Genomic DNA, 18,264 nt, shown 5'->3' on the forward strand with positions numbered 1-18,264 from the left:
ACGTACAAGCAGTAGGAGCCTACTTGTTGGGTGACTGCGTACCTTTTGTATAATGGGTCAGCGACTTATATTCTGTAGCGAGGTTAACCATTTAGGGGAGCCGTAGCGAAAGCGAGTCTTAACTGGGCGCTTAAGTTGCAGGGTATAGACCCGAAACCCGGTGATCTAGCCATGGGCAGGTTGAAGGTTGAGTAACATCAACTGGAGGACCGAACCCACTAACGTTGAAAAGTTAGGGGATGACCTGTGGCTAGGAGTGAAAGGCTAATCAAACCGGGAGATAGCTGGTTCTCCCCGAAATCTATTTAGGTAGAGCCTCGGACGAATACTTACGGGGGTAGAGCACTGTTAAGGCTAGGGGGTCATCCCGACTTACCAACCCTTTGCAAACTCCGAATACCGTAAAGTAATATCCGGGAGACACACGGCGGGTGCTAACGTCCGTCGTGGAGAGGGAAACAACCCAGACCGTCAGCTAAGGTCCCAAAGTGTATGTTAAGTGGGAAACGATGTGGGAAGGCTAAAACAGCTAGGAGGTTGGCTTAGAAGCAGCCACCCTTTAAAGAAAGCGTAATAGCTCACTAGTCGAGTCGGCCTGCGCGGAAGATGTAACGGGGCTAAACATACCACCGAAGCTACGGCTGCGTACGTAAGTATGCGGGGTAGGGGAGCGTTCTGTAAGTGGCTGAAGGTGTGCCGGGAGGCATGCTGGACATATCAGAAGTGCGAATGCTGACATGAGTAACGACAAGAGGAGTGAAAAACTCCTCCGCCGGAAGACCAAGGGTTCCTATCCCATGTTAATCAGGGTAGGGTGAGTCGACCCCTAAGGCGAGGCTGAAGAGCGTAGTCGATGGGAAACGGGTTAATATTCCCGTACTCGGTATGAATGCGATGGGGGGACGGAGCAGGCTAGGCAAGCATGGCGTTGGTTGTCCATGTGAAAGGCTGTAGGCTGGTGACTTAGGAAAATCCGGGTTGCCAAGGCTGAGAGTCGAGACGAGCCACTAAGGTGGTGAAGTTGTTGATGCCCTACTTCCAGGAAAAGCCTCTAAGCTTCAGTTCATACTGAATCGTACCCTAAACCGACACAGGTGGTCAGGTAGAGAATACTAAGGCGCTTGAGAGAACTCGGGTGAAGGAACTAGGCAAAATTGTACCGTAACTTCGGGAGAAGGTACGCTCTTGTTTGTGAAGGACTTGCTCTGTAAGCAAACGAGAGCCGCAGTGACCAGGTGGCTGGGACTGTTTATTAAAAACACAGCACTGTGCAAAATCGTAAGATGACGTATACGGTGTGACACCTGCCCGGTGCCGGAAGGTTAATTGATGGGGTTAGCTTAGGCGAAGCTCTTGATCGAAGCCCCGGTAAACGGCGGCCGTAACTATAACGGTCCTAAGGTAGCGAAATTCCTTGTCGGGTAAGTTCCGACCTGCACGAATGGTGTAACCATGGCCACGCTGTCTCCACCCGAGACTCAGTGAAATTGAAATCGCAGTGAAGATGCTGTGTACCCGCGGCTAGACGGAAAGACCCCGTGAACCTTTACTACAGCTTGGCACTGAACATTGACCCTACATGTGTAGGATAGGTGGGAGGCTTTGAAGCAGGAACGCTAGTTTCTGTGGAGCCGACCTTGAAATACCACCCTTGTAGTGTTGATGTTCTAACTTAGGCCCCTGAATCGGGGTTGAGGACAGTGCCTGGTGGGTAGTTTGACTGGGGCGGTCTCCTCCCAAAGAGTAACGGAGGAGCACGAAGGTTTGCTAAGTACGGTCGGACATCGTACGGTTAGTGTAATGGTAGAAGCAAGCTTAACTGCGAGACAGACACGTCGAGCAGGTACGAAAGTAGGTCATAGTGATCCGGTGGTTCTGAATGGAAGGGCCATCGCTCAACGGATAAAAGGTACTCCGGGGATAACAGGCTGATACCGCCCAAGAGTTCATATCGACGGCGGTGTTTGGCACCTCGATGTCGGCTCATCACATCCTGGGGCTGAAGTCGGTCCCAAGGGTATGGCTGTTCGCCATTTAAAGTGGTACGCGAGCTGGGTTTAGAACGTCGTGAGACAGTTCGGTCCCTATCTGCCGTGGGCGTTTGAGAATTGAGAGGGGCTGCTCCTAGTACGAGAGGACCGGAGTGGACGAACCGCTGGTGTTCGGGTTGTGATGCCAATTGCATTGCCCGGTAGCTACGTTCGGAACTGATAACCGCTGAAAGCATCTAAGCGGGAAGCAGGCCTCGAGATGAGTTCTCACTTTGACTTAGAGTCAACTGAAGGGCCGTTGAAGACTACAACGTTGATAGGCGAGATGTGGAAGTGCTGTGAGGCATTAAGCTAACTCGTACTAATTACCCGAGAGGCTTAACCATACAACGCCAAAGTGGTTTACTAGAATTGTTCCAGACAATTCCTAGCATGACCTCCATCCATGGAGGCCTTAGCTAACAGAAGTTAATAGACTAAAGTAGACAAAAGAATTTAATAGCTTTTTCCAGATTTACATTGATGAAGGAGACTTCATTGATGAACAGAATTTCCTGGTGACTATAGCGTTTTGGACCCACCTGACCCCATGCCGAACTCAGAAGTGAAACAAAACAGCGTCGATGATAGTGTGGATTACCCATGTGAAAGTAGAACATCGCCAGGGCCAAATAAGAGAAACCCGTTGCAGCAATGCGACGGGTTTTTTGCTGTTTGGGGTATAGAGATTTGAGATTTAAAAATCTCGCGAGGTAAACTCGCTCCTACCATAGACTCGCTCCCACCACAGTATAAACATGTATCGTGGGAGACGGTTTACCCGCCGATTTGTGCATTCATAATATTTAGTGGGAAAGTATTTATTGATCTCAAATTATCTTACTTTTTAATGTACTGTCCCGGTGGTTTGCCAAAGACTTTTTTAAACGCATTGCTAAATGCGGCGGTAGATTCAAAACCCAAATATTCAGCTGCTTGTTGCTGAGAGTATCCATCTTTCAACAGCTCAATTGCTTTGATAGCTCTTAATTTCTGGCGCCAATCACTGAAGCCCATCATAAAACATTTGTGGAATAAGCGGTTGAGTGTGCGAGTTGATGCGCCGACTTGATCACTCCAGGCCTCCAAGCTTATTTTGCATCCTGGATTTGTATGTAGCTCGGTCACAATGGGTAAGATCCGAGCATCCTGTGCACTTGGAATAAAAAAGTGGCACGTTGTAGCTGATGTTAATCTATCAATAAAGACCGTAATAAATCGCTCTGTTTTTTCATCTAAGTGGTACTCTTCCTGCCAAGTACAGATCTCCAGTATAAATTGCTTCAGTAGTTCATCTACCGCAATTAGCTTCGCTTTATTCCCTAGCAACTCGGTGTATTTATTGTCGATATAGACACTACGAAAATCTCCACCGTAGCGACAATACGTCTCATGCGGAAGGCCCGGAGGTAGCCACAAAGCTTGGTCGGGAGGGATCACGAAAGTGCCTTCAGGAGTTACAATTGTGATGACTCCATTGCTTGTATATGCAAGCTGCCCCCACTCATGTTGGTGCCGTTGAACATGCTCCCACTCCGCTTTTTTTACCGCTCTTGGCAGGATTGGCCGGCCAAGGGTTGGCTTTAAGAAGCGCTTATATTTGGGCTGAATACGCCAAGGAGAAGTTGTCTGTTTTGATAAAGAACTTGGCATAATTATGTATATCAGAAATTAACGTGTGGCCATATTATAGCCATAACTTTTTAATAGTTGTGCTTTATGTGGAGATAATCATGAAGAATGCTTCTCAAGGATGGCAAAGTCCTTTTAATTTCTTAGTGCTCGCTACCGTAGTTATGGCCGTTACATTCGCAGGCTGGATGGCCATGCTCAATAACTTTGCGATTGAAGCCGCAAACTTCAATGGCGCTAATATGGGAATGTTGCAATCCCTGCGTGAGATCCCCGGGTTTTTAGCGTTTACAGCGGTATTTGTTTTATTGGTGTTAAAGGAGCAAACCTTCGCACTGATCAGCTTGTGTTTGCTGTCGCTTGGCGTCGCCATTACCGGCTTGTTGCCTACTATTTATGGTTTGTATGCAACTACAGTGTTAATGTCGATAGGTTTTCACTATTTCGAGACGCTGAATCAATCTCTCAGTTTACAATGGTTCAATAAAGATGAGGCACCGGCCAAACTAGGTATCTTGCTCTCTATTAAATCCATCGCTTCTCTGATCACCTATGCGGTAATATGGCTGGGTTTTAGCTACTTCTCCGCAGACTATCAGTGGATGTATCTGCTTATTGGAGGGGTTGGCTTTATCATTGCGCTATTTATGTTTATCGGCTTTCCAACCTTTGAAATGCATACTACGCAGCATAAAAAGCTCATTTTGAGAAAAGAGTACAGCCTATATTACGCCTTGATTTTCTTCTCGGGTGCGAGACGACAAATATTTATGGTGTTTGCGGGTTTCTTAATGGTGGAAAAATTTGGTTTTGATGTTGCACAGATCACCGCGCTTTATATGTTGAATCATTTGATAAACATATTTATCGCCCCCAAAATTGGTCAAATGATTGGGCATATTGGTGAGCGTAAAACACTGACAATCGAATATGTGGGACTCATTTTTGTATTTATTGGTTATGCATTGGTAGAGTCAGCAAGCTTTGCAGCAGCGCTTTATGTCATCGACCATCTGTTTTTTGCGATGGCCATTGCACTCAAAACTTATTTTCAAAAAATTGCTCGGCCAGAAGATATCGCAGCAACAGCTGGGGTTAGCTTTACTATTAACCATATTGCAGCAGTAGTGATCCCAGCAAGCTTTGGCTTAGTATGGTTATACGATCAATCCTTAGTGTTTTACTTTGGTGCTGCACTTGCGGTGTGCTCATTGGTGTTGAGTCAATTTGTGAATACAGCCAATGTGCAGGAAAAGCTGGCTAAATCCGTGTGATGCTCCAGCATCACACGAATAGTGACATTGCAGTTTAGATACTGCGACCACACCAAACAACACGCCCTGCAATGCCGTGACTGTCGGCATTATCAGCGGTGATCTCCCAGCTCGGGTAATCAGGGTTATCACTGATCACTTTGAGCTGAGAGTGCTTTTGTCGCACTCGCTTAGCCATGAGACCCTCTTCCGTTTGAATGATATAAACCGCATCTTTACTGGGTTGATTCTGTGAAAGGTCAACGAGTACCATGTCGCCGTCTAGCAACGTGGGCTGCATACTATCACCACGGATAGAGACAAAGGCGAGCTTCTCTGAATACACGCCAAGATGGGAGTTTAGCCAACGACGGTTGAGTGCAAACTGCTCGGTAACTTCTTCATGACCAATTACACTGCCCATACCTGCACTGGCCTCAATATCAAGTTTAGGTATGAGGGTAAGTTCATCTTTAAGCTGACCTTGTGGTTTATCTAAGGGTTGTTCACCGGTGAGTAACCAGTTCAGATCAACGGCAAATAGGCTATAAAGGTGCTCAAGATATATCATTGAAGGGCGACTTAAGCCGCGACAAATACGGTAAATATGGGAAGGGGATTTACCTGTTAACTGGGCAAATTGGCGCTTATTGCCGCCTGCAAATTGCTCGACTAAGGTTACAAATCGTCTTGAAAATGCCGTACTCATCTCTTAATTATTCTCTTTATAGCGCCTAAACCCGCAAGCATACTGAGCTAAGCCTTATCTGTACAGTCTCGCTGTACTAGTTGGACATTTTATAAACGAGCATAATCGAGGATGAATAGTGGCCTAAACAGAGGGGTTATTTCATTAGACTAAGGTCGTAGTGAGTTGGGTTGTACGAAATTTGTCCATGCTGGTAGGCTAGAATCGCAAGTTAACATTTATTTAAACTCGGCACGACTTGCTTTAGCTGACATACAACATGGAAAAAGGTAATGAAATATACAAATTTATTAATTGCACTTCCGCTCTTGGGCGCGATGGAGGTTGCACTGGCGGTTGACTGTAGCAACTTAACGCAATGGCAATCACAGCAAGTATACACAGGTGGTGACGCAGTCACCTATCAGTCTACTAAATACACCGCGAAATGGTGGACACAAAACCAAAACCCAGCGCAAAATTCCGATACTTATGGTGTCTGGCAAGCCAATGGCAGTTGTGATCCGGTAACGCCACTGCCCCAAGTTTCGGTCACCTCTCCAAGCAGTAACGCACGAGTGTTAGTGGGCTCATCCGTTAGCCTAGCGGCGGCAGTAAGCCATCCGCAAGACACGGCAATCGACAGTGTTGAATTCTATCTCGATGGCACGCTTGTCGCCTCTGACAACAGTGCGCCTTATGAGGTGATGTGGCAAGCGCAGGGGCTAGGTAATCGCGCATTAACTGTCTCTGCAACTGATGTGTCTGGGGCACGAGGTGAATCGAGTGCGGTGAACTTCAGTGTCGTGTCTGACGAGGTTCCTCCTGGCGACCCTAATTTTAAAATTGTCGGCTACTTTCCAAGTTGGCAGGGTGCCGTGAGTGATATTCAGTTTGATAAACTCACCCATATCAATTACTCATTTTTACTACCCAATGCAGATGGCACACTGAGACCGCTTGAAAATTTGAGCAAAATGACAGCGCTAGTAAATTCGGCTCATGCCAACAATGTGAAAGTGGGAATTGCCATTGGTGGCTGGAACGGGGGGACGATAGTGCATTCGAGACATTCGCCAGTTCACAGCAAGGTAGAGCCCGTTTCGTGCAAGAGGTCATTGCGTTTGTAGAGCAGCATAATCTAGATGGTGTTGATATGGATTGGGAATATCCAGATCCCGGTGCTTCAGCAAATAACTATGCATTACTGATGAAGGAACTAAGCGTTGAGTTACGCGCCAGAGGTAGATTCTTGACGGCAGCTGTGGTGGCGCTTGGTTATACTGGTGGTGGCGTGTTGGAATCTGTATTCCAAGATATCGACTTTTTAAATTTGATGGCGTACGACGCGAACAATACTGATCATGCTTCTATGCAATACGCCAAAGACTCAATAGCTTACTGGCAAGGTCGTGGGCTCAGTAAAGAAAAAACGGTATTAGGCGTACCATTTTATGCAAGACCCACTTGGAAAGCGTATCGCACCTTACTACAAGAGAACCCTGCTAATGCCTGTCGCGATAGTGATGGTAGCAGCTACTACAATGGTATCCCGACGATCCGCGCAAAAACGCAGTACGCTAAGCTCAATGCCGGTGGCATTATGAATTGGGAGTTATCCCATGACAGTAATGGCCCTGCGTCGCTATTAACAGCGAAATGGGAAGTTGCTAATGGTGTAACACCAAGCTATCAATGTCAGTAAATTATTACGTATAACTCAGCTCGGCGGCGAGTGAAAGCTGGCCGTTGAGCATATAGAGAGTTTGACTGAGAAATAGGCTAACTACATATTTTTATAATATCTAGCCTATATATGGTGGGAAATGATTATAAACAGCGCTCCATCACGCTGCAGGTAACAGCAGGCGAACTTGGACGTTGACACCAGTAATCGTTATTAGTCGTTTCACACATAACGCCGGTTTCTGGTCCTCTACCACCGGCTGCTTGCGGTGTGAGCTTTGCGGCAAGTTGACTTTGTTGATAGTCTAATTGTTTTAGTTTTTTCTTTGCTAGGGTAAGTTTCATATTATTTTCCTTTGAAATAAGAATGTCTTAATAGACTATTTTACCCTACTGTATAGTTTACTAAATGTACAGCCCAAAGCGGTGACTACCCAGCTGCTGGGTAGTCACCTTATGTTTAAAGCGCTTTAAAACGAATAGCAACGCCGCCGCCGGCAGCCAGTTTTAATGTCAGCTTGTCGGCACTTGTTACCTTTTTGCGGTAAATATTCATTTCATACGGGTTTTGTTTCCATTCGGCTTTATTACCGTCCGCGTAGATTTGCGCTTCAAAGGTTTTACCTGACTCAAGGAAATCTAAAGTAATAGGAATTTCTCTCGCTTCTTCATCAGTCACTGCGCCCAAGAACCAATCGTTACCACTATATTGTTTATGCTTGCGCTCCTTTCTGACAAAGACAACATAATCACCCACTTCTCCTGCAAGTGCGATACTGTGTTCCCAGTCGGTGGGTACATCTTTGATAAATTGGAAGGCGTCTGGCTTAGCGAGGTAATTTTCTGGCAAATCGGCCGCCATTTGAATTGGACTATAAAGCACAACATAAAGCGCTAATTGTTTGGCGAGGGTGGTTTGTGGGCGGTTGGTTTTATCGCCAAGGCCGTTGAAGCCCATGTCAAAAATACCCGGAGTAAAGTCCATAGGGCCTGCTAACATGCGGGTAAAGGCAAGCATGGGCACATGCTCTGGTGGGTTTGGTGGCGTGCCCCATGCGTTGAACTCTTGCCCTCTTGCACCCTCTCTCGCGATCCAGTTTGGATAGGTACGACGCAGGCCGGTATCTTTGATTGGTTCATGCGTGTTAATACTGATCTTGTGTTTAGCCGCGAGTTTGACGTTGTCTAAGTACTCATTTGCCATAAATTGACCGTCGTGCCATTCGAATCTGGCATTGCCCTTGGCATCAATGCGTTTAATGTTGCCGCCATCGGCTACGTAACCGGTTTTAACTTGGCGAACGCCTGCTTTTTCGTAGAGTGCGAAAGCCGCCTCCATTTGATTGCGATAGTTGCTGACGTTACCAGACGTCTCGTGATGACCTATTAAGCGTGCACCTACTTTTTCTCCGTGCTTGGCTATTTCATCAATATTAAAGTCAGCATAGGCCTCGGTAAAGCTAAAGACATCACCGTTGAAGAACCAGTCGCCATCCCAGCCTATGTTCCAACCTTCAACTAACACGCCATCAAAGCCATTGTCAGCGGCAAAGCTCAAATATTCTTTAGTACGCGCCGTAGTCGCTCCATGCTTCTCGCCGCTGCCCCAGGTATTTTTGTTGATGTGCATGCCCCACCAAATGCCGATGTATTTACCCGGCTCAACCCAAGATACATCACCGAGCTTATTTGGTTCGTTGAGGTTTAAAATAAGGTGAGAGTTCAACAAGTCGGTGGCTTCATCGCCTATTTGCAGGGTGCGCCAAGGTGTATTGAACTTACCATTGGTTTTGACAGCAACGCCATCTGACCAAGGTGTTAGATCAGCAACAAATGTTCCCGGGCGACGCTGGTTTAAGGTCATACCCGCATAGTCAATTAGGGCCGCTTCATGCACACTGATATGAACCCCGTCTTGATTCTTTAAGGTAAACGGGGTGTGCACATGTGGGGCATCGTGCAGTGGTGTGGTGTTGTATACATATTCATAGCGATTCCAGCCACGAGCAGGGATCCACCACGCCGTACTTTTATCGCTTTGTGCAAAGGCGAATTCGGTTAATTCTCTGGTGATATAAAGCGCTTGATTTTGAGCAACCTCATAGCGAAAGCCGACACCGTCATCAAATACTTTTACACGCACAGTATATTGCGGCGACTTGTCTGTCTGCTTAGCAAAGGTGACAGCAAGCTCATTGTGCTTATCTTGGATCACTCGGGCTTCGCCCCAAGGCTGTTGCCAACTGCTATCGACGCTATTACGCTGATGTGTGGTGATACTTAAGCCATCGCGCATCGATGCAGCTGTTGCGAAATCAAAACCAAGTTTAGACGGTTGAATAATGGTTTTGTCGTTAAAGCTGACATGGTAGGTCGGCTGGCTATTATCATCACTCAAGGTAAAAGTGATTTTGCCATCTGGCGAACTCACAGCTAAAGATGCGGCAAAGCTCGTAGTCGTAAACAAGCTTAATCCGATCAGGGAAAGTGACATGGGGCGCATAGTTTTTCCTTTTTGTTGTCGGCACGAAAATTCGTGTTCTTTTGCACATAAGCTAAGCTTACTGTTGTATGCTAACGTTCACGTAAAAGTTGCATACGTATTCATGCTGTAAATGCGATGAATGTAATAATTATTCCGCTCGGTCTAGTGTAGACAAGCTAAGAAAAATAATAAGGATAGGTTGAACTGCTTATGCTAAACCTAACAATTTTTGGGCGTATTGCTGTTGTGATGGCAATGCTACAAGCCGGTCTAGTCAATGCCCTTGAAGTGCAAATTGTCGATGCTGATAAACAGCCACTCGCGAATGCCGCGGTGTGGTTGCAAGGAGATGGCTTTGATAACAAAAGAACGACGCTAGATTATAAAATGGAGCAAAAGGATAAAGCGTTTGTGCCCCATATTTTGATGGTGCAAGCTGGCACACAAGTCTCGTTTCCAAATTTAGATCCCATTCTCCATCACGTCTATTCGTTCTCTGCTGCAAAGCCATTCGAGCTTAAGTTGTATCGCGATGACCCGAAACAAGTATTATTTGATCAAACCGGTGTGGTTGAGCTTGGCTGCAATATTCACGATTGGATGCTGGGTTATATCGTGGTTGTAGATAGCCCATTATTTGCGGTAACGGATAGCAGCGGTAAAGTATCAATCGACCTAGGTGCTCAGCAAGCCAGCGCACTAAAGCTGAATGTATGGCATGAAAGATTCGAAAATATAGACAAAATAGAACAGCATCCGCTCTCCATCGTGAATAACACTCAAGCAATTACCTATCAAATTAAGCAAACACTGGTTGCTCCACTTCAGGATTTCTCCGATGGCTTCGATGATTACTAAGCTAAGCGCCGCTTTGGCATTATTCGCCATAGGGCAAGCAGGTGCCGTTGAGATTTCTGGACAAGGACAACTGCAAACGACTTGGCAGCATGATGATAATCGTAAAGCTTGGTATCAGCCTGGGTGGGGCGTTACGCGTTTTGGGAAAGGGGAGTCAGATATTACGCTTAGCCGTGGCGCTATTGATTGGCGTGTAGATTTTGCCAGCGCTTGGTCTTTGCACGGGGTAACACAGTATGTGCCAGACCCAGGTGACAAGCTCGGCTTTACAGAACTGTATTTGCAGTATCGAACACTGCCTAAAAATGGTCGCCGCTTTATTGTTCGAGCGGGCGGCTTTTATCCGAAGTTTTCTATTGAGAACCCAGATATTGGCTGGTCATCACCCTATACATATCAGTATTCGGCCATCAACGCTTGGATAGGTGAGGAAGTGCGAGTATTTGGAGGTGAAGTCGCGATTGAGCAGCCGCAGACGCGTCGTAGCCGCGGTCAGGGATTCAAAGGTGTGTTTGGTGTTTTTAAGGGGAATGATCCGGCTGGCACTTTACTCGCATGGCGAGGTTTTACCGTGCATGATAGGCAGTCGGTGTTTAACGAAAGTCTCCCCTTTGCCGCGGTAGAGTCGTTGAATACACCGCAGCTACAACATCAAGCACAGCATGTTGAACCGTTTTCTGAAGTTGATGGCCGATTTGGTTATTATGTTGGGTATCATCGCGACTTTTCAAACCGTAGTGAGATCAATGTCTATTGGTACGATAATAATGGCGATCCAAGTAAGATCAACTACCGAACTGGGCAGTATGCGTGGGACACTAAATTTATTAGTGCAGCTTGGCGTTACAAGTTAACCCCGCAGACGCATATACTCGCACAAGGCATGCTGGGTAATACCGCCATGGGTGTCAATCGCGGCGTTGATAATGACTTTAATAGTTGGTTTTTGCTACTCACACATCAGCGCGATGAGTGGCGTTTTTCCATGCGGGGGGAGCAGTTCAAAGTCATCGATAAAGATGATTGGCAGTTCGACCCAAACCAAAGTGATGGCCATGCACTGACCGCTACAGTGAAGTATCGAATTAATAGCAATTGGCTGGTGGGCGGTGAGTTTTTGAGTTTGACAACCACAGTTGCAAATCGCGAGGCCTTTAACGGCAAGCCCAAGCAAAGCGATAATGTGTGGCGACTCAGCGCGGAGTATCGTTTTAATTTATAACAATAAGCGTGACGCCCAAGGTGTCACGCTTATTCATGCCATACGATACGTTAGTCCAGTAGACGATTAATGCCGTTTAAGGCTGCAACGCGATAGGCTTCGGCCATTGTTGGATAGTTAAAGGTCGTATTGATAAAGTACTCGATATTATTACCCGTTCCTTTTTGTTCCATTATGGCTTGGCCGATATGGATGATCTCGGATGCACGTTCACCAAAGCAGTGAATACCTAATATCTCTTTGGTTTCTGCATGGAACAAAATTTTCAAGCTACCGACTTCAGTGCCGGTGATCTGTGCACGAGCCAAATGTTTAAACTGGGCACGACCCACTTCATAGGGAATGCGCGCAGCGGTGAGTTCTTGCTCGGTTTTACCAACAGAGCTCATTTCTGGAATGGTATAAATGCCGGTAGGGATATCGGTTATCAAACGATCATCACAGGCTCCATGCACAATCGCATTGGCCGCAATACGCCCTTGATCGAACGCTGCGCTTGCTAGGCTGGGATAGCCAATCACATCTCCTACTGCGAAAATATTATCCACTTCAGTTTGGTAGTGTTCGTTGACTTTAAGCTGGCCACGGCTATCAGCCTTTAGGCCTACGCTTGCAAGGTTGAGTGTTTCGGTATTACCGGAGCGGCCATTGGCCCATAAAATACAGTCAGCACGTACTTTCTTGCCAGACTGTAGATGCACAATAACCCCTTTGTCATGGGTCTCTACTTTCGCAAACTCTTCGTTATGGCGAATAACAATACCATTATTCCAAAAATGGTAACTGAGTGCGTCAGAGATCTCGGCATCCATAAAGGCCAATAAGCGGTCGCGGGTGTTGATGAGGTCTACCTTTGCGCCAAGTCCTTTAAAGATTGAGGCATATTCACAGCCTATGACCCCCGCGCCGTATATCAATACGCGCTGAGGATTATGCTCAAGGCTTAAAATAGTGTCGCTGTCGTAGACGCGAGGGTGGTTAAAATCAACGCCTGGTGGGCGGTATGGGCGCGAGCCTGTGGCTATTACAATGGTTTGAGCGGTGAGTAGCTCTTGTGAACCATCTTGATGAATGACTTGTACCGTATTTGCGTCAACAAAGCTGGCATCGCCTTGGAATAAGTGAATGCGGTTACGACCATAAAAGCTAGAACGCAATGTTGACTGTTTTGAGATCACATCACTGGCATGGTGCAAAATATCTTGAAAGGTATGGCGCTGCGGGCGCTCAGTAAAACGATAAAGTGGATTCGCTTTATACTCAATTAAACGACTGACAGAATGGCGAAGCGCTTTTGAGGGAATGGTGCCCCAGTGAACGCAGCCACCGCCAACCGCATGCTGGCGTTCGATAACCGCGACTTTCTTACCACTTTTAGAGAGGTTCATGGCGGCGCCTTCGCCACCAGGTCCGGTGCCTATAATAATGGCATCGTATTGATAGGATTGTGGAACAGTTTCGGTTTTTTCTGAAGCTTTTTTGCTCACGGCCTCACCCCTTTAGTTATTGAGGCCGCTGAACGTTATGCCGTTTTCAGTAGCCTCGAATTTAGTGCAATCCAAGCTTGTTTTTGGCTTTCCCAAGCTTGTTCTAGCTCTTTATATTGTTGCATCAGTGCGGAATGTTCGCATTGTGCAAGTACTGCCTCTTTCTTCGCTTCGAGTACCTGCTTTTGTACAGTACAGTAGTTTTGAAGCTTTTTAAGAAGTAAATCATACTCTTGTTGTAACAATGTAAGCTTATCTTGCGCCAAAGGCAATTTTGCGAGACTGACTTTAGTCTTATTCAACAAGGTCTCCGCTTTGGCTTTTTCAATGCGCTCAACCGGAGTGCGTTTTAGCTTACTGGCAAGGCCCAGTGCTGCAAAAGTGCGGATCAGCCATTTAGTTGGGTCATAGTGATACCAGCGAATACCATTACGGTAGTCGCTGGCAAAAATATGATGAAAGTTATGGTAGCCTTCACCGTAAGTGAATAGGGCTAGCAAACCATTGTCTCGCGCGGTATTTTTTTCGGTGTAAGGACGACTACCCCAAATGTGCGCCAGTGAATTGATAAAGAAGGTAAAGTGTTGACTGAGTACGAGTCTGAGTACGCCTGCAAGTAACAACATACCAAACACATTTCCGAGTAATAAACCTAGCACTAACGGGATGCCGATATTCGTAAGTAACACCAATTTCATATAGTGCTTGTGTTGCCACATCACGATAGGGTTACGTTGTAAGTCTCTGGCGTTATTATAATCACCGTAAGTCTCGCCTTGATAATCTCTCAGCATCCAACCGATATGGCTATACCAGAAGCCTCGTGTTGCGGCGTACGGATCTTTTACTGGGTCGTCGACTTGGCCGTGGTGTACACGGTGATCGCTACTCCAATGTAATATACTGTTTTGTAACGCGAATGCGCCACCCAACGCAAAAATAACTTGAATCACAGGATGGGCGTCATAGGCTTTATGCGCCCATAAACGGTGATACCCTGCGGTGATCGACAGACCGGCGTAAAACATACAGGCAACAAAAGCTACCCAGTGGCTGGTGGTATAGCCGTATTCAAAGCCATACCAAGGCACCAAAGTGATCGCAGCTAAAAACGATAAGCTAAAGAACAGCACATTGGTCCATAAAATGGGTGGTTTTTTCATCAATTAATCTCAAAATCTAATTTCAGCGTACAACTGTACGCTAAAATAGTATTTCATTCTTGCTGCGTCAAGGTTTAGACTGCGGTTTATTGTTCTTATTTTTCGAAGCGAATTGGGGAAAGTCCATGGCTGGTGTACGCGCCCAACAAAAACAGAAGACCCGTCAAGCGCTTATCGAAGCGGCATTTAATCAACTAAGTGCTGAGCATAGTTTCTCGAATTTAAGCCTGCGTGAAGTCGCACGAGAGGCGGGTATCGCACCTACTTCTTTTTATCGACATTTTAAGGATATGAACGAGCTCGGGCTGACTATGGTAGATGAAGCGGGTTTAACCTTGCGACAATTAATGCGCCAAGCAAGGCGTCGCATCGCTAAAGGTGGTAGCGTGATCAATACTTCTGTGCACACCTTTATGGAATTTATTGAGCAGTCGAGCAACCAATTTCGTTTATTACTGCGTGAACGTTCGGGTACTTCGCCTGCGTTTCGTGCCGCCGTGGCTAGAGAAATCAAACATTTTATCTTAGAGCTTGCTCATTACCTTGAAACAGAAACGGGAGTCGATACTCATCACGCCCACATGCAAGCTGAAGCAATGGTCACCTTAGTATTTAGCTCTGGTGCTGAGGCTTTAGATCAAGATCCCCCACAGCGCGCTGAACTGACCGAGCGTTTGAAGTGGCAGTTGCGGTATATCGCAAAAGGTGCCTCTGGTTATGCAAAACATCCAGAACCAATAAAAAAATAGCCTAAATTGGCTATTTTTTTATTGGTAATTAAAATTCAAAATAACCCTGCTCACTTCATATCCTATCTGTGTTCACTTCTGATCTTGAAATATATTTTCTAAAACTGGCGTTGTTGTGATTTAAGTTTCCAAAAAGTCGAGGTTTGAACTCTGTTTTTGGGATAATTTATGCTTGATTGTCGCTTTTAAAGCATGTTAAAACATAACCAATTCATCAACAGGAACACTTAGCTCAATGAAAATGACTGCGCGTATTTCACTCTTTCTTAACCTCCTACTGGTAAACCAGAGGGATGGGGTGTAATTGCGCGAATTGAGCGACATTTACTGTAGACACCCCGCACTTGCGGGGTTTTTTTTGGCTGAGGATAAGGGTATGCAAGATAAAGTCTGGATTTTCGATACAACATTAAGGGACGGTGAGCAGGCGTTAAAAGCCAGCTTAACAGAAGAAGATAAAATACAACTGGCGCATACCATTAGTCGTCTCAATGTGGATGTCATGGAAGTGGGTTTTCCAGTATCAAGTCCGGCTGATTTTCGTGCGGTACAACGCATTGCTGCCGAGGTAAAAGGTCCAGCGATTTGCGGCCTTGCGCGTGCGGTTAGTAAAGATATCGACGCGTGTGGCGAAGCCCTTAAAGGTGCTGAGCAGCGTCGCATTCACACTTTTATTGCAACCAGTCCTCTGCACCTAGAACATAAGTTAAGAATGAGTCTAGATGATGCGACTAACATGGCGATTAAGGCCATTTCTCAAGCCAGAAAGTACACTGATGATGTTGAGTTTTCGTGTGAAGATGCCGGCCGTACGCCACACGCTGATCTGTGTCGTATTGTTGAAGCGGCGATTAATGCCGGTGCATCCACGATTAACTTGCCTGATACCGTAGGTTACGTCACACCAGACGAGTATGCAGCGATGATTTACCATATTCGTAATAATGTGCCTAACATCGACAAAGCCAGACTAAGCGTCCATTGTCACAACGATTTAGGACTTGCGGTGGCAAACTCAATCGCGGCGGTACAAGCCGGTGCAAGACAAATCGAATGTACCATCAATGGTATTGGTGAGCGTGCAGGTAACTGCTCACTAGAAGAAGTGGCGATGATCATGAAGATGCGCCAAGACCACCTAAAAGTGCACACCGATATTCGTAGCGAAGAGATTTATCGCGCGTCGCGCCAAGTTGCTAAAATCTGCAATATGCCGGTGCAGCCAAACAAGGCAATTGTGGGTGAAAATGCCTTTGCACATAGCTCGGGTATTCACCAAGACGGCGTCTTAAAAGCACAAAACACCTATGAAATCATGGCACCAGAAACCGTTGGCGTGCCGAGTAATCAGTTAAATATGACTTCACGCTCTGGCCGACATGTTATCGAGCATCGTCTTACCGAGCTTGGCTATCAGAAATCGGATTACGATATGGATAGCCTGTATGAAAGCTTCTTAGCATTAGCCGATCAAAAGGGCACGGTTTACGACTATGACCTTGAAGCGATGATTTATTTCAACCAAATAAAAGATAAAGACGAGCGCTACCAATTACAGTTCGTCAATGCATCTTCTAACTCTCAATCCATCGCGAGCGCGACTGTGGGGATTGCCTTGAATGGTGAGCTTAAGCAAGAAGCAGCAACCGGCAACGGTCCTGTAGAAGCGGCGTTTTTAGCTATCGAGCGTATTACTGGCATGGCGGTGGAAGTGGTGGAATATAACCTTGATGCGACGGGTAAGGGGGCAAGCTCACTGGGCCAAGTCGATATTATTGCCAAGTTTGATGGTAAGCAATATCACGGTGTGGGACTTGCAGCCGACATTGTTGAAGCGTCAGTGAGAGCCATGATCCGAGTATATAACCTAATTGATAGAGCACAAAAAGTGTCTAGCCTAAAACAACAAAGGAAAGCAGGATGAGTCAAACAAACTACAAAATCGCAGTACTAGCTGGAGATGGAATTGGTCCAGAAGTGATGCAAGCCGCTGAGCTGGTATTAGATAAAGTGGCGACTAAGTTCAACTTTGCTTTAGAAAAATCACCACAAGCGATTGGTGGTGCGGCCATAGACCAATTTGGCGAAGCCTTACCCGCGGCGACATTGGCCGCATGTGAAGCCGCTGATGCGATTCTGTTTGGCTCTGTGGGTGGGCCTAAGTGGGAGCACTTACCGCCAAATGAGCAACCAGAACGGGCATCCTTATTACCGCTTAGAAAGCACTTTCAGCTATTTTGTAATCTGCGTCCTGCGCAGCTATTACCCGCATTGAGCGCTGCCTCTCCACTACGCAGCGACATTAGTCAGCAAGGTTTTGATATTTTATGCGTCCGTGAGCTTACTGGCGGGATTTATTTTGGCGAAAAAGGTCGTCAAGGTGAGGGCGAAAGCGAGTCGGCGTTTGATACGCAAACCTATTCGCGCAAAGAAATCGAACGCATCGCCCGTTTTGCTTTTGATGCGGCGAGACTTAGAAGCAATCATGTGACTTCTGTAGACAAAGCCAACGTGTTGGCAACCAGTGTACTGTGGCGTGAAGTAGTCAATGAAGTCGCGAAAGAATACCCAGATGTGGCGCTTGATCATATTTATATCGACAACGCTGCGATGCAGTTGGTAAAGCAACCAAGCCAGTTTGATGTGCTACTGTGCGACAACCTGTTCGGTGACATCCTTTCTGATGAATGTGCAATGATCACGGGTTCCATGGGGTTATTACCATCGGCAAGTCTAAATCAATCGGGCTTTGGCTTATATGAGCCAGCAGGCGGCTCAGCACCAGATATCGCCGGGAAAGGGGTGGCAAACCCAATCGCACAAATTTTAAGTGCCGCGCTGATGCTACGTTATTCATTGGGGCAAGACGAAGCGGCACGCGCAATTGAAAAGGCAGTAGCAGAGGCGGTGAAAGATGGTGTAGGTACACCGGATATCTATCCTCAAGCAGGGTTTACTACTATGGATGTCGCGCAAGCGATCGTCGACAGGGTTTAATAAAGGTAAGAGCA

General features: G+C 46.4%; 14 protein-coding genes and 2 rRNA genes (1 of these 16 cut by a window edge). 10 read left to right on the top strand and 6 right to left on the bottom strand.

Going from position 1 to position 18,264, the window contains the following annotated elements:
• A 23S ribosomal RNA gene (locus GSF13_RS05750) occupies positions 1-2,377 on the top strand; it begins 508 nt to the left of the window's first position.
• 167 nt (positions 2,378-2,544) lie between these two features.
• Positions 2,545-2,658, top strand: a 5S ribosomal RNA gene (gene rrf, locus GSF13_RS05755).
• Positions 2,659-2,870: 212 nt separating this feature from the next.
• Here rrf and GSF13_RS05760 read toward each other — a convergent pair.
• On the bottom strand, positions 2,871-3,683 hold the full coding sequence (locus GSF13_RS05760; protein WP_039491539.1) for a helix-turn-helix transcriptional regulator: 813 nt from the start codon (positions 3,681-3,683) through the stop codon (positions 2,871-2,873).
• A gap of 80 nt (positions 3,684-3,763) precedes the next feature.
• On the opposite strand from GSF13_RS05760, the gene GSF13_RS05765 reads away from it, so the two are divergent.
• Positions 3,764-4,936, top strand: a complete 1,173-nt coding sequence (locus GSF13_RS05765; protein ID WP_130163272.1) for an MFS transporter — start codon at positions 3,764-3,766, stop codon at positions 4,934-4,936.
• 34 nt (positions 4,937-4,970) lie between these two features.
• On the opposite strand, the gene GSF13_RS05770 is transcribed toward GSF13_RS05765, so the two are convergent.
• Entirely contained in the window at positions 4,971-5,624 is a 654-nt protein-coding gene (locus GSF13_RS05770) for a S24 family peptidase (protein WP_211867447.1), read from the bottom strand.
• Between the two features lie 272 nt (positions 5,625-5,896).
• Between GSF13_RS05770 and GSF13_RS24900 the strand changes: the two genes are divergently transcribed.
• Together GSF13_RS24900 and GSF13_RS24905 are read left to right on the top strand one after the other, a co-directional pair.
• The gene (locus tag GSF13_RS24900; RefSeq protein WP_282961450.1) at positions 5,897-6,733 is read left to right on the top strand and encodes an Ig-like domain-containing protein; all 837 of its coding nucleotides are present in this window, start codon (positions 5,897-5,899) and stop codon (positions 6,731-6,733) included.
• Positions 6,709-7,308, top strand: coding sequence for a glycosyl hydrolase family 18 protein (locus GSF13_RS24905; protein WP_282961451.1), 600 nt, complete (start codon positions 6,709-6,711; stop codon positions 7,306-7,308). The genes GSF13_RS24900 and GSF13_RS24905 overlap by 25 nt, the downstream gene beginning before the upstream one ends.
• Before the next feature lie 125 nt (positions 7,309-7,433).
• Here GSF13_RS24905 and GSF13_RS05780 read toward each other — a convergent pair whose 3' ends face one another.
• Entirely contained in the window at positions 7,434-7,634 is a 201-nt protein-coding gene (locus GSF13_RS05780) for a hypothetical protein (protein WP_010604304.1), read from the bottom strand.
• A 115-nt stretch (positions 7,635-7,749) separates the two neighbouring features.
• Positions 7,750-9,783 carry a glycoside hydrolase family 97 protein gene (locus GSF13_RS05785; protein WP_211868949.1) on the bottom strand — a complete coding sequence of 678 codons (2,034 nt, stop codon included), beginning with the start codon at positions 9,781-9,783 and terminating at the stop codon, positions 7,750-7,752.
• A 201-nt stretch (positions 9,784-9,984) separates the two neighbouring features.
• On the opposite strand from GSF13_RS05785, the gene GSF13_RS05790 reads away from it, so the two are divergent.
• Entirely contained in the window at positions 9,985-10,632 is a 648-nt protein-coding gene (locus tag GSF13_RS05790) for a methylamine utilization protein (RefSeq protein WP_211867449.1), read from the top strand.
• Positions 10,613-11,854, top strand: coding sequence for a hypothetical protein (locus GSF13_RS05795; RefSeq protein ID WP_211867451.1), 1,242 nt, complete (start codon positions 10,613-10,615; stop codon positions 11,852-11,854). Before GSF13_RS05790 ends, GSF13_RS05795 begins: the two co-directional genes overlap by 20 nt.
• 50 nt (positions 11,855-11,904) lie before the next feature.
• Here the strand turns inward: GSF13_RS05795 and sthA are convergent, their stop codons facing one another.
• On the bottom strand, positions 11,905-13,341 hold the full coding sequence (gene sthA / locus GSF13_RS05800) for a Si-specific NAD(P)(+) transhydrogenase (protein ID WP_029215742.1): 1,437 nt from the start codon (positions 13,339-13,341) through the stop codon (positions 11,905-11,907).
• 35 nt (positions 13,342-13,376) lie between these two features.
• The gene (locus GSF13_RS05805) at positions 13,377-14,504 is read right to left on the bottom strand and encodes a fatty acid desaturase (RefSeq protein ID WP_010374369.1); all 1,128 of its coding nucleotides are present in this window, start codon (positions 14,502-14,504) and stop codon (positions 13,377-13,379) included.
• A 125-nt stretch (positions 14,505-14,629) separates the two neighbouring features.
• Here GSF13_RS05805 and fabR point away from each other — a divergent pair, with 125 nt between their 5' ends.
• The 3 genes from fabR to leuB all read left to right on the top strand — a co-directional run bounded on the left by fabR (position 14,630) and on the right by leuB (position 18,250).
• Positions 14,630-15,253: an HTH-type transcriptional repressor FabR gene (gene fabR / locus GSF13_RS05810; RefSeq protein ID WP_010374371.1), complete on the top strand. Its 624-nt coding sequence runs from the start codon at positions 14,630-14,632 to the stop codon at positions 15,251-15,253.
• 376 nt (positions 15,254-15,629) lie between these two features.
• Complete coding sequence (leuA, locus tag GSF13_RS05815) at positions 15,630-17,177, top strand: 2-isopropylmalate synthase (protein ID WP_211867459.1); 1,548 nt, start codon at positions 15,630-15,632, stop codon at positions 17,175-17,177.
• A complete protein-coding gene (gene leuB, locus GSF13_RS05820; protein WP_045989497.1) occupies positions 17,174-18,250 on the top strand; it encodes a 3-isopropylmalate dehydrogenase in 1,077 nt (358 codons plus the stop codon). Before leuA ends, leuB begins: the two co-directional genes overlap by 4 nt.
• Positions 18,251-18,264: the final 14 nt, after the last annotated feature.

The sequence above is a fragment of the Pseudoalteromonas sp. M8 genome, assembly GCF_018141365.1.
In the GTDB taxonomy this organism is placed as follows: domain Bacteria; phylum Pseudomonadota; class Gammaproteobacteria; order Enterobacterales; family Alteromonadaceae; genus Pseudoalteromonas.

Bases quoted from the DNA above. Each gene is read 5' to 3' on its own strand.
- GSF13_RS05760 (WP_039491539.1), bottom strand. From the start codon at position 3,683: ATGCCAAGTTCTTTATCAAAACAGACAACTTCTCCTTGGCGTATTCAG.
- GSF13_RS05765 (WP_130163272.1), top strand. From the start codon at position 3,764: ATGAAGAATGCTTCTCAAGGATGGCAAAGTCCTTTTAATTTCTTAGTG.
- GSF13_RS05770 (WP_211867447.1), bottom strand. From the start codon at position 5,624: ATGAGTACGGCATTTTCAAGACGATTTGTAACCTTAGTCGAGCAATTT.
- GSF13_RS24900 (WP_282961450.1), top strand. From the start codon at position 5,897: ATGAAATATACAAATTTATTAATTGCACTTCCGCTCTTGGGCGCGATG.
- GSF13_RS05780 (WP_010604304.1), bottom strand. From the start codon at position 7,634: ATGAAACTTACCCTAGCAAAGAAAAAACTAAAACAATTAGACTATCAA.
- GSF13_RS05785 (WP_211868949.1), bottom strand. From the start codon at position 9,783: ATGTCACTTTCCCTGATCGGATTAAGCTTGTTTACGACTACGAGCTTT.
- GSF13_RS05790 (WP_211867449.1), top strand. From the start codon at position 9,985: ATGCTAAACCTAACAATTTTTGGGCGTATTGCTGTTGTGATGGCAATG.
- GSF13_RS05795 (WP_211867451.1), top strand. From the start codon at position 10,613: ATGGCTTCGATGATTACTAAGCTAAGCGCCGCTTTGGCATTATTCGCC.
- GSF13_RS05805 (WP_010374369.1), bottom strand. From the start codon at position 14,504: ATGAAAAAACCACCCATTTTATGGACCAATGTGCTGTTCTTTAGCTTA.
- fabR (WP_010374371.1), top strand. From the start codon at position 14,630: ATGGCTGGTGTACGCGCCCAACAAAAACAGAAGACCCGTCAAGCGCTT.
- leuA (WP_211867459.1), top strand. From the start codon at position 15,630: ATGCAAGATAAAGTCTGGATTTTCGATACAACATTAAGGGACGGTGAG.
- leuB (WP_045989497.1), top strand. From the start codon at position 17,174: ATGAGTCAAACAAACTACAAAATCGCAGTACTAGCTGGAGATGGAATT.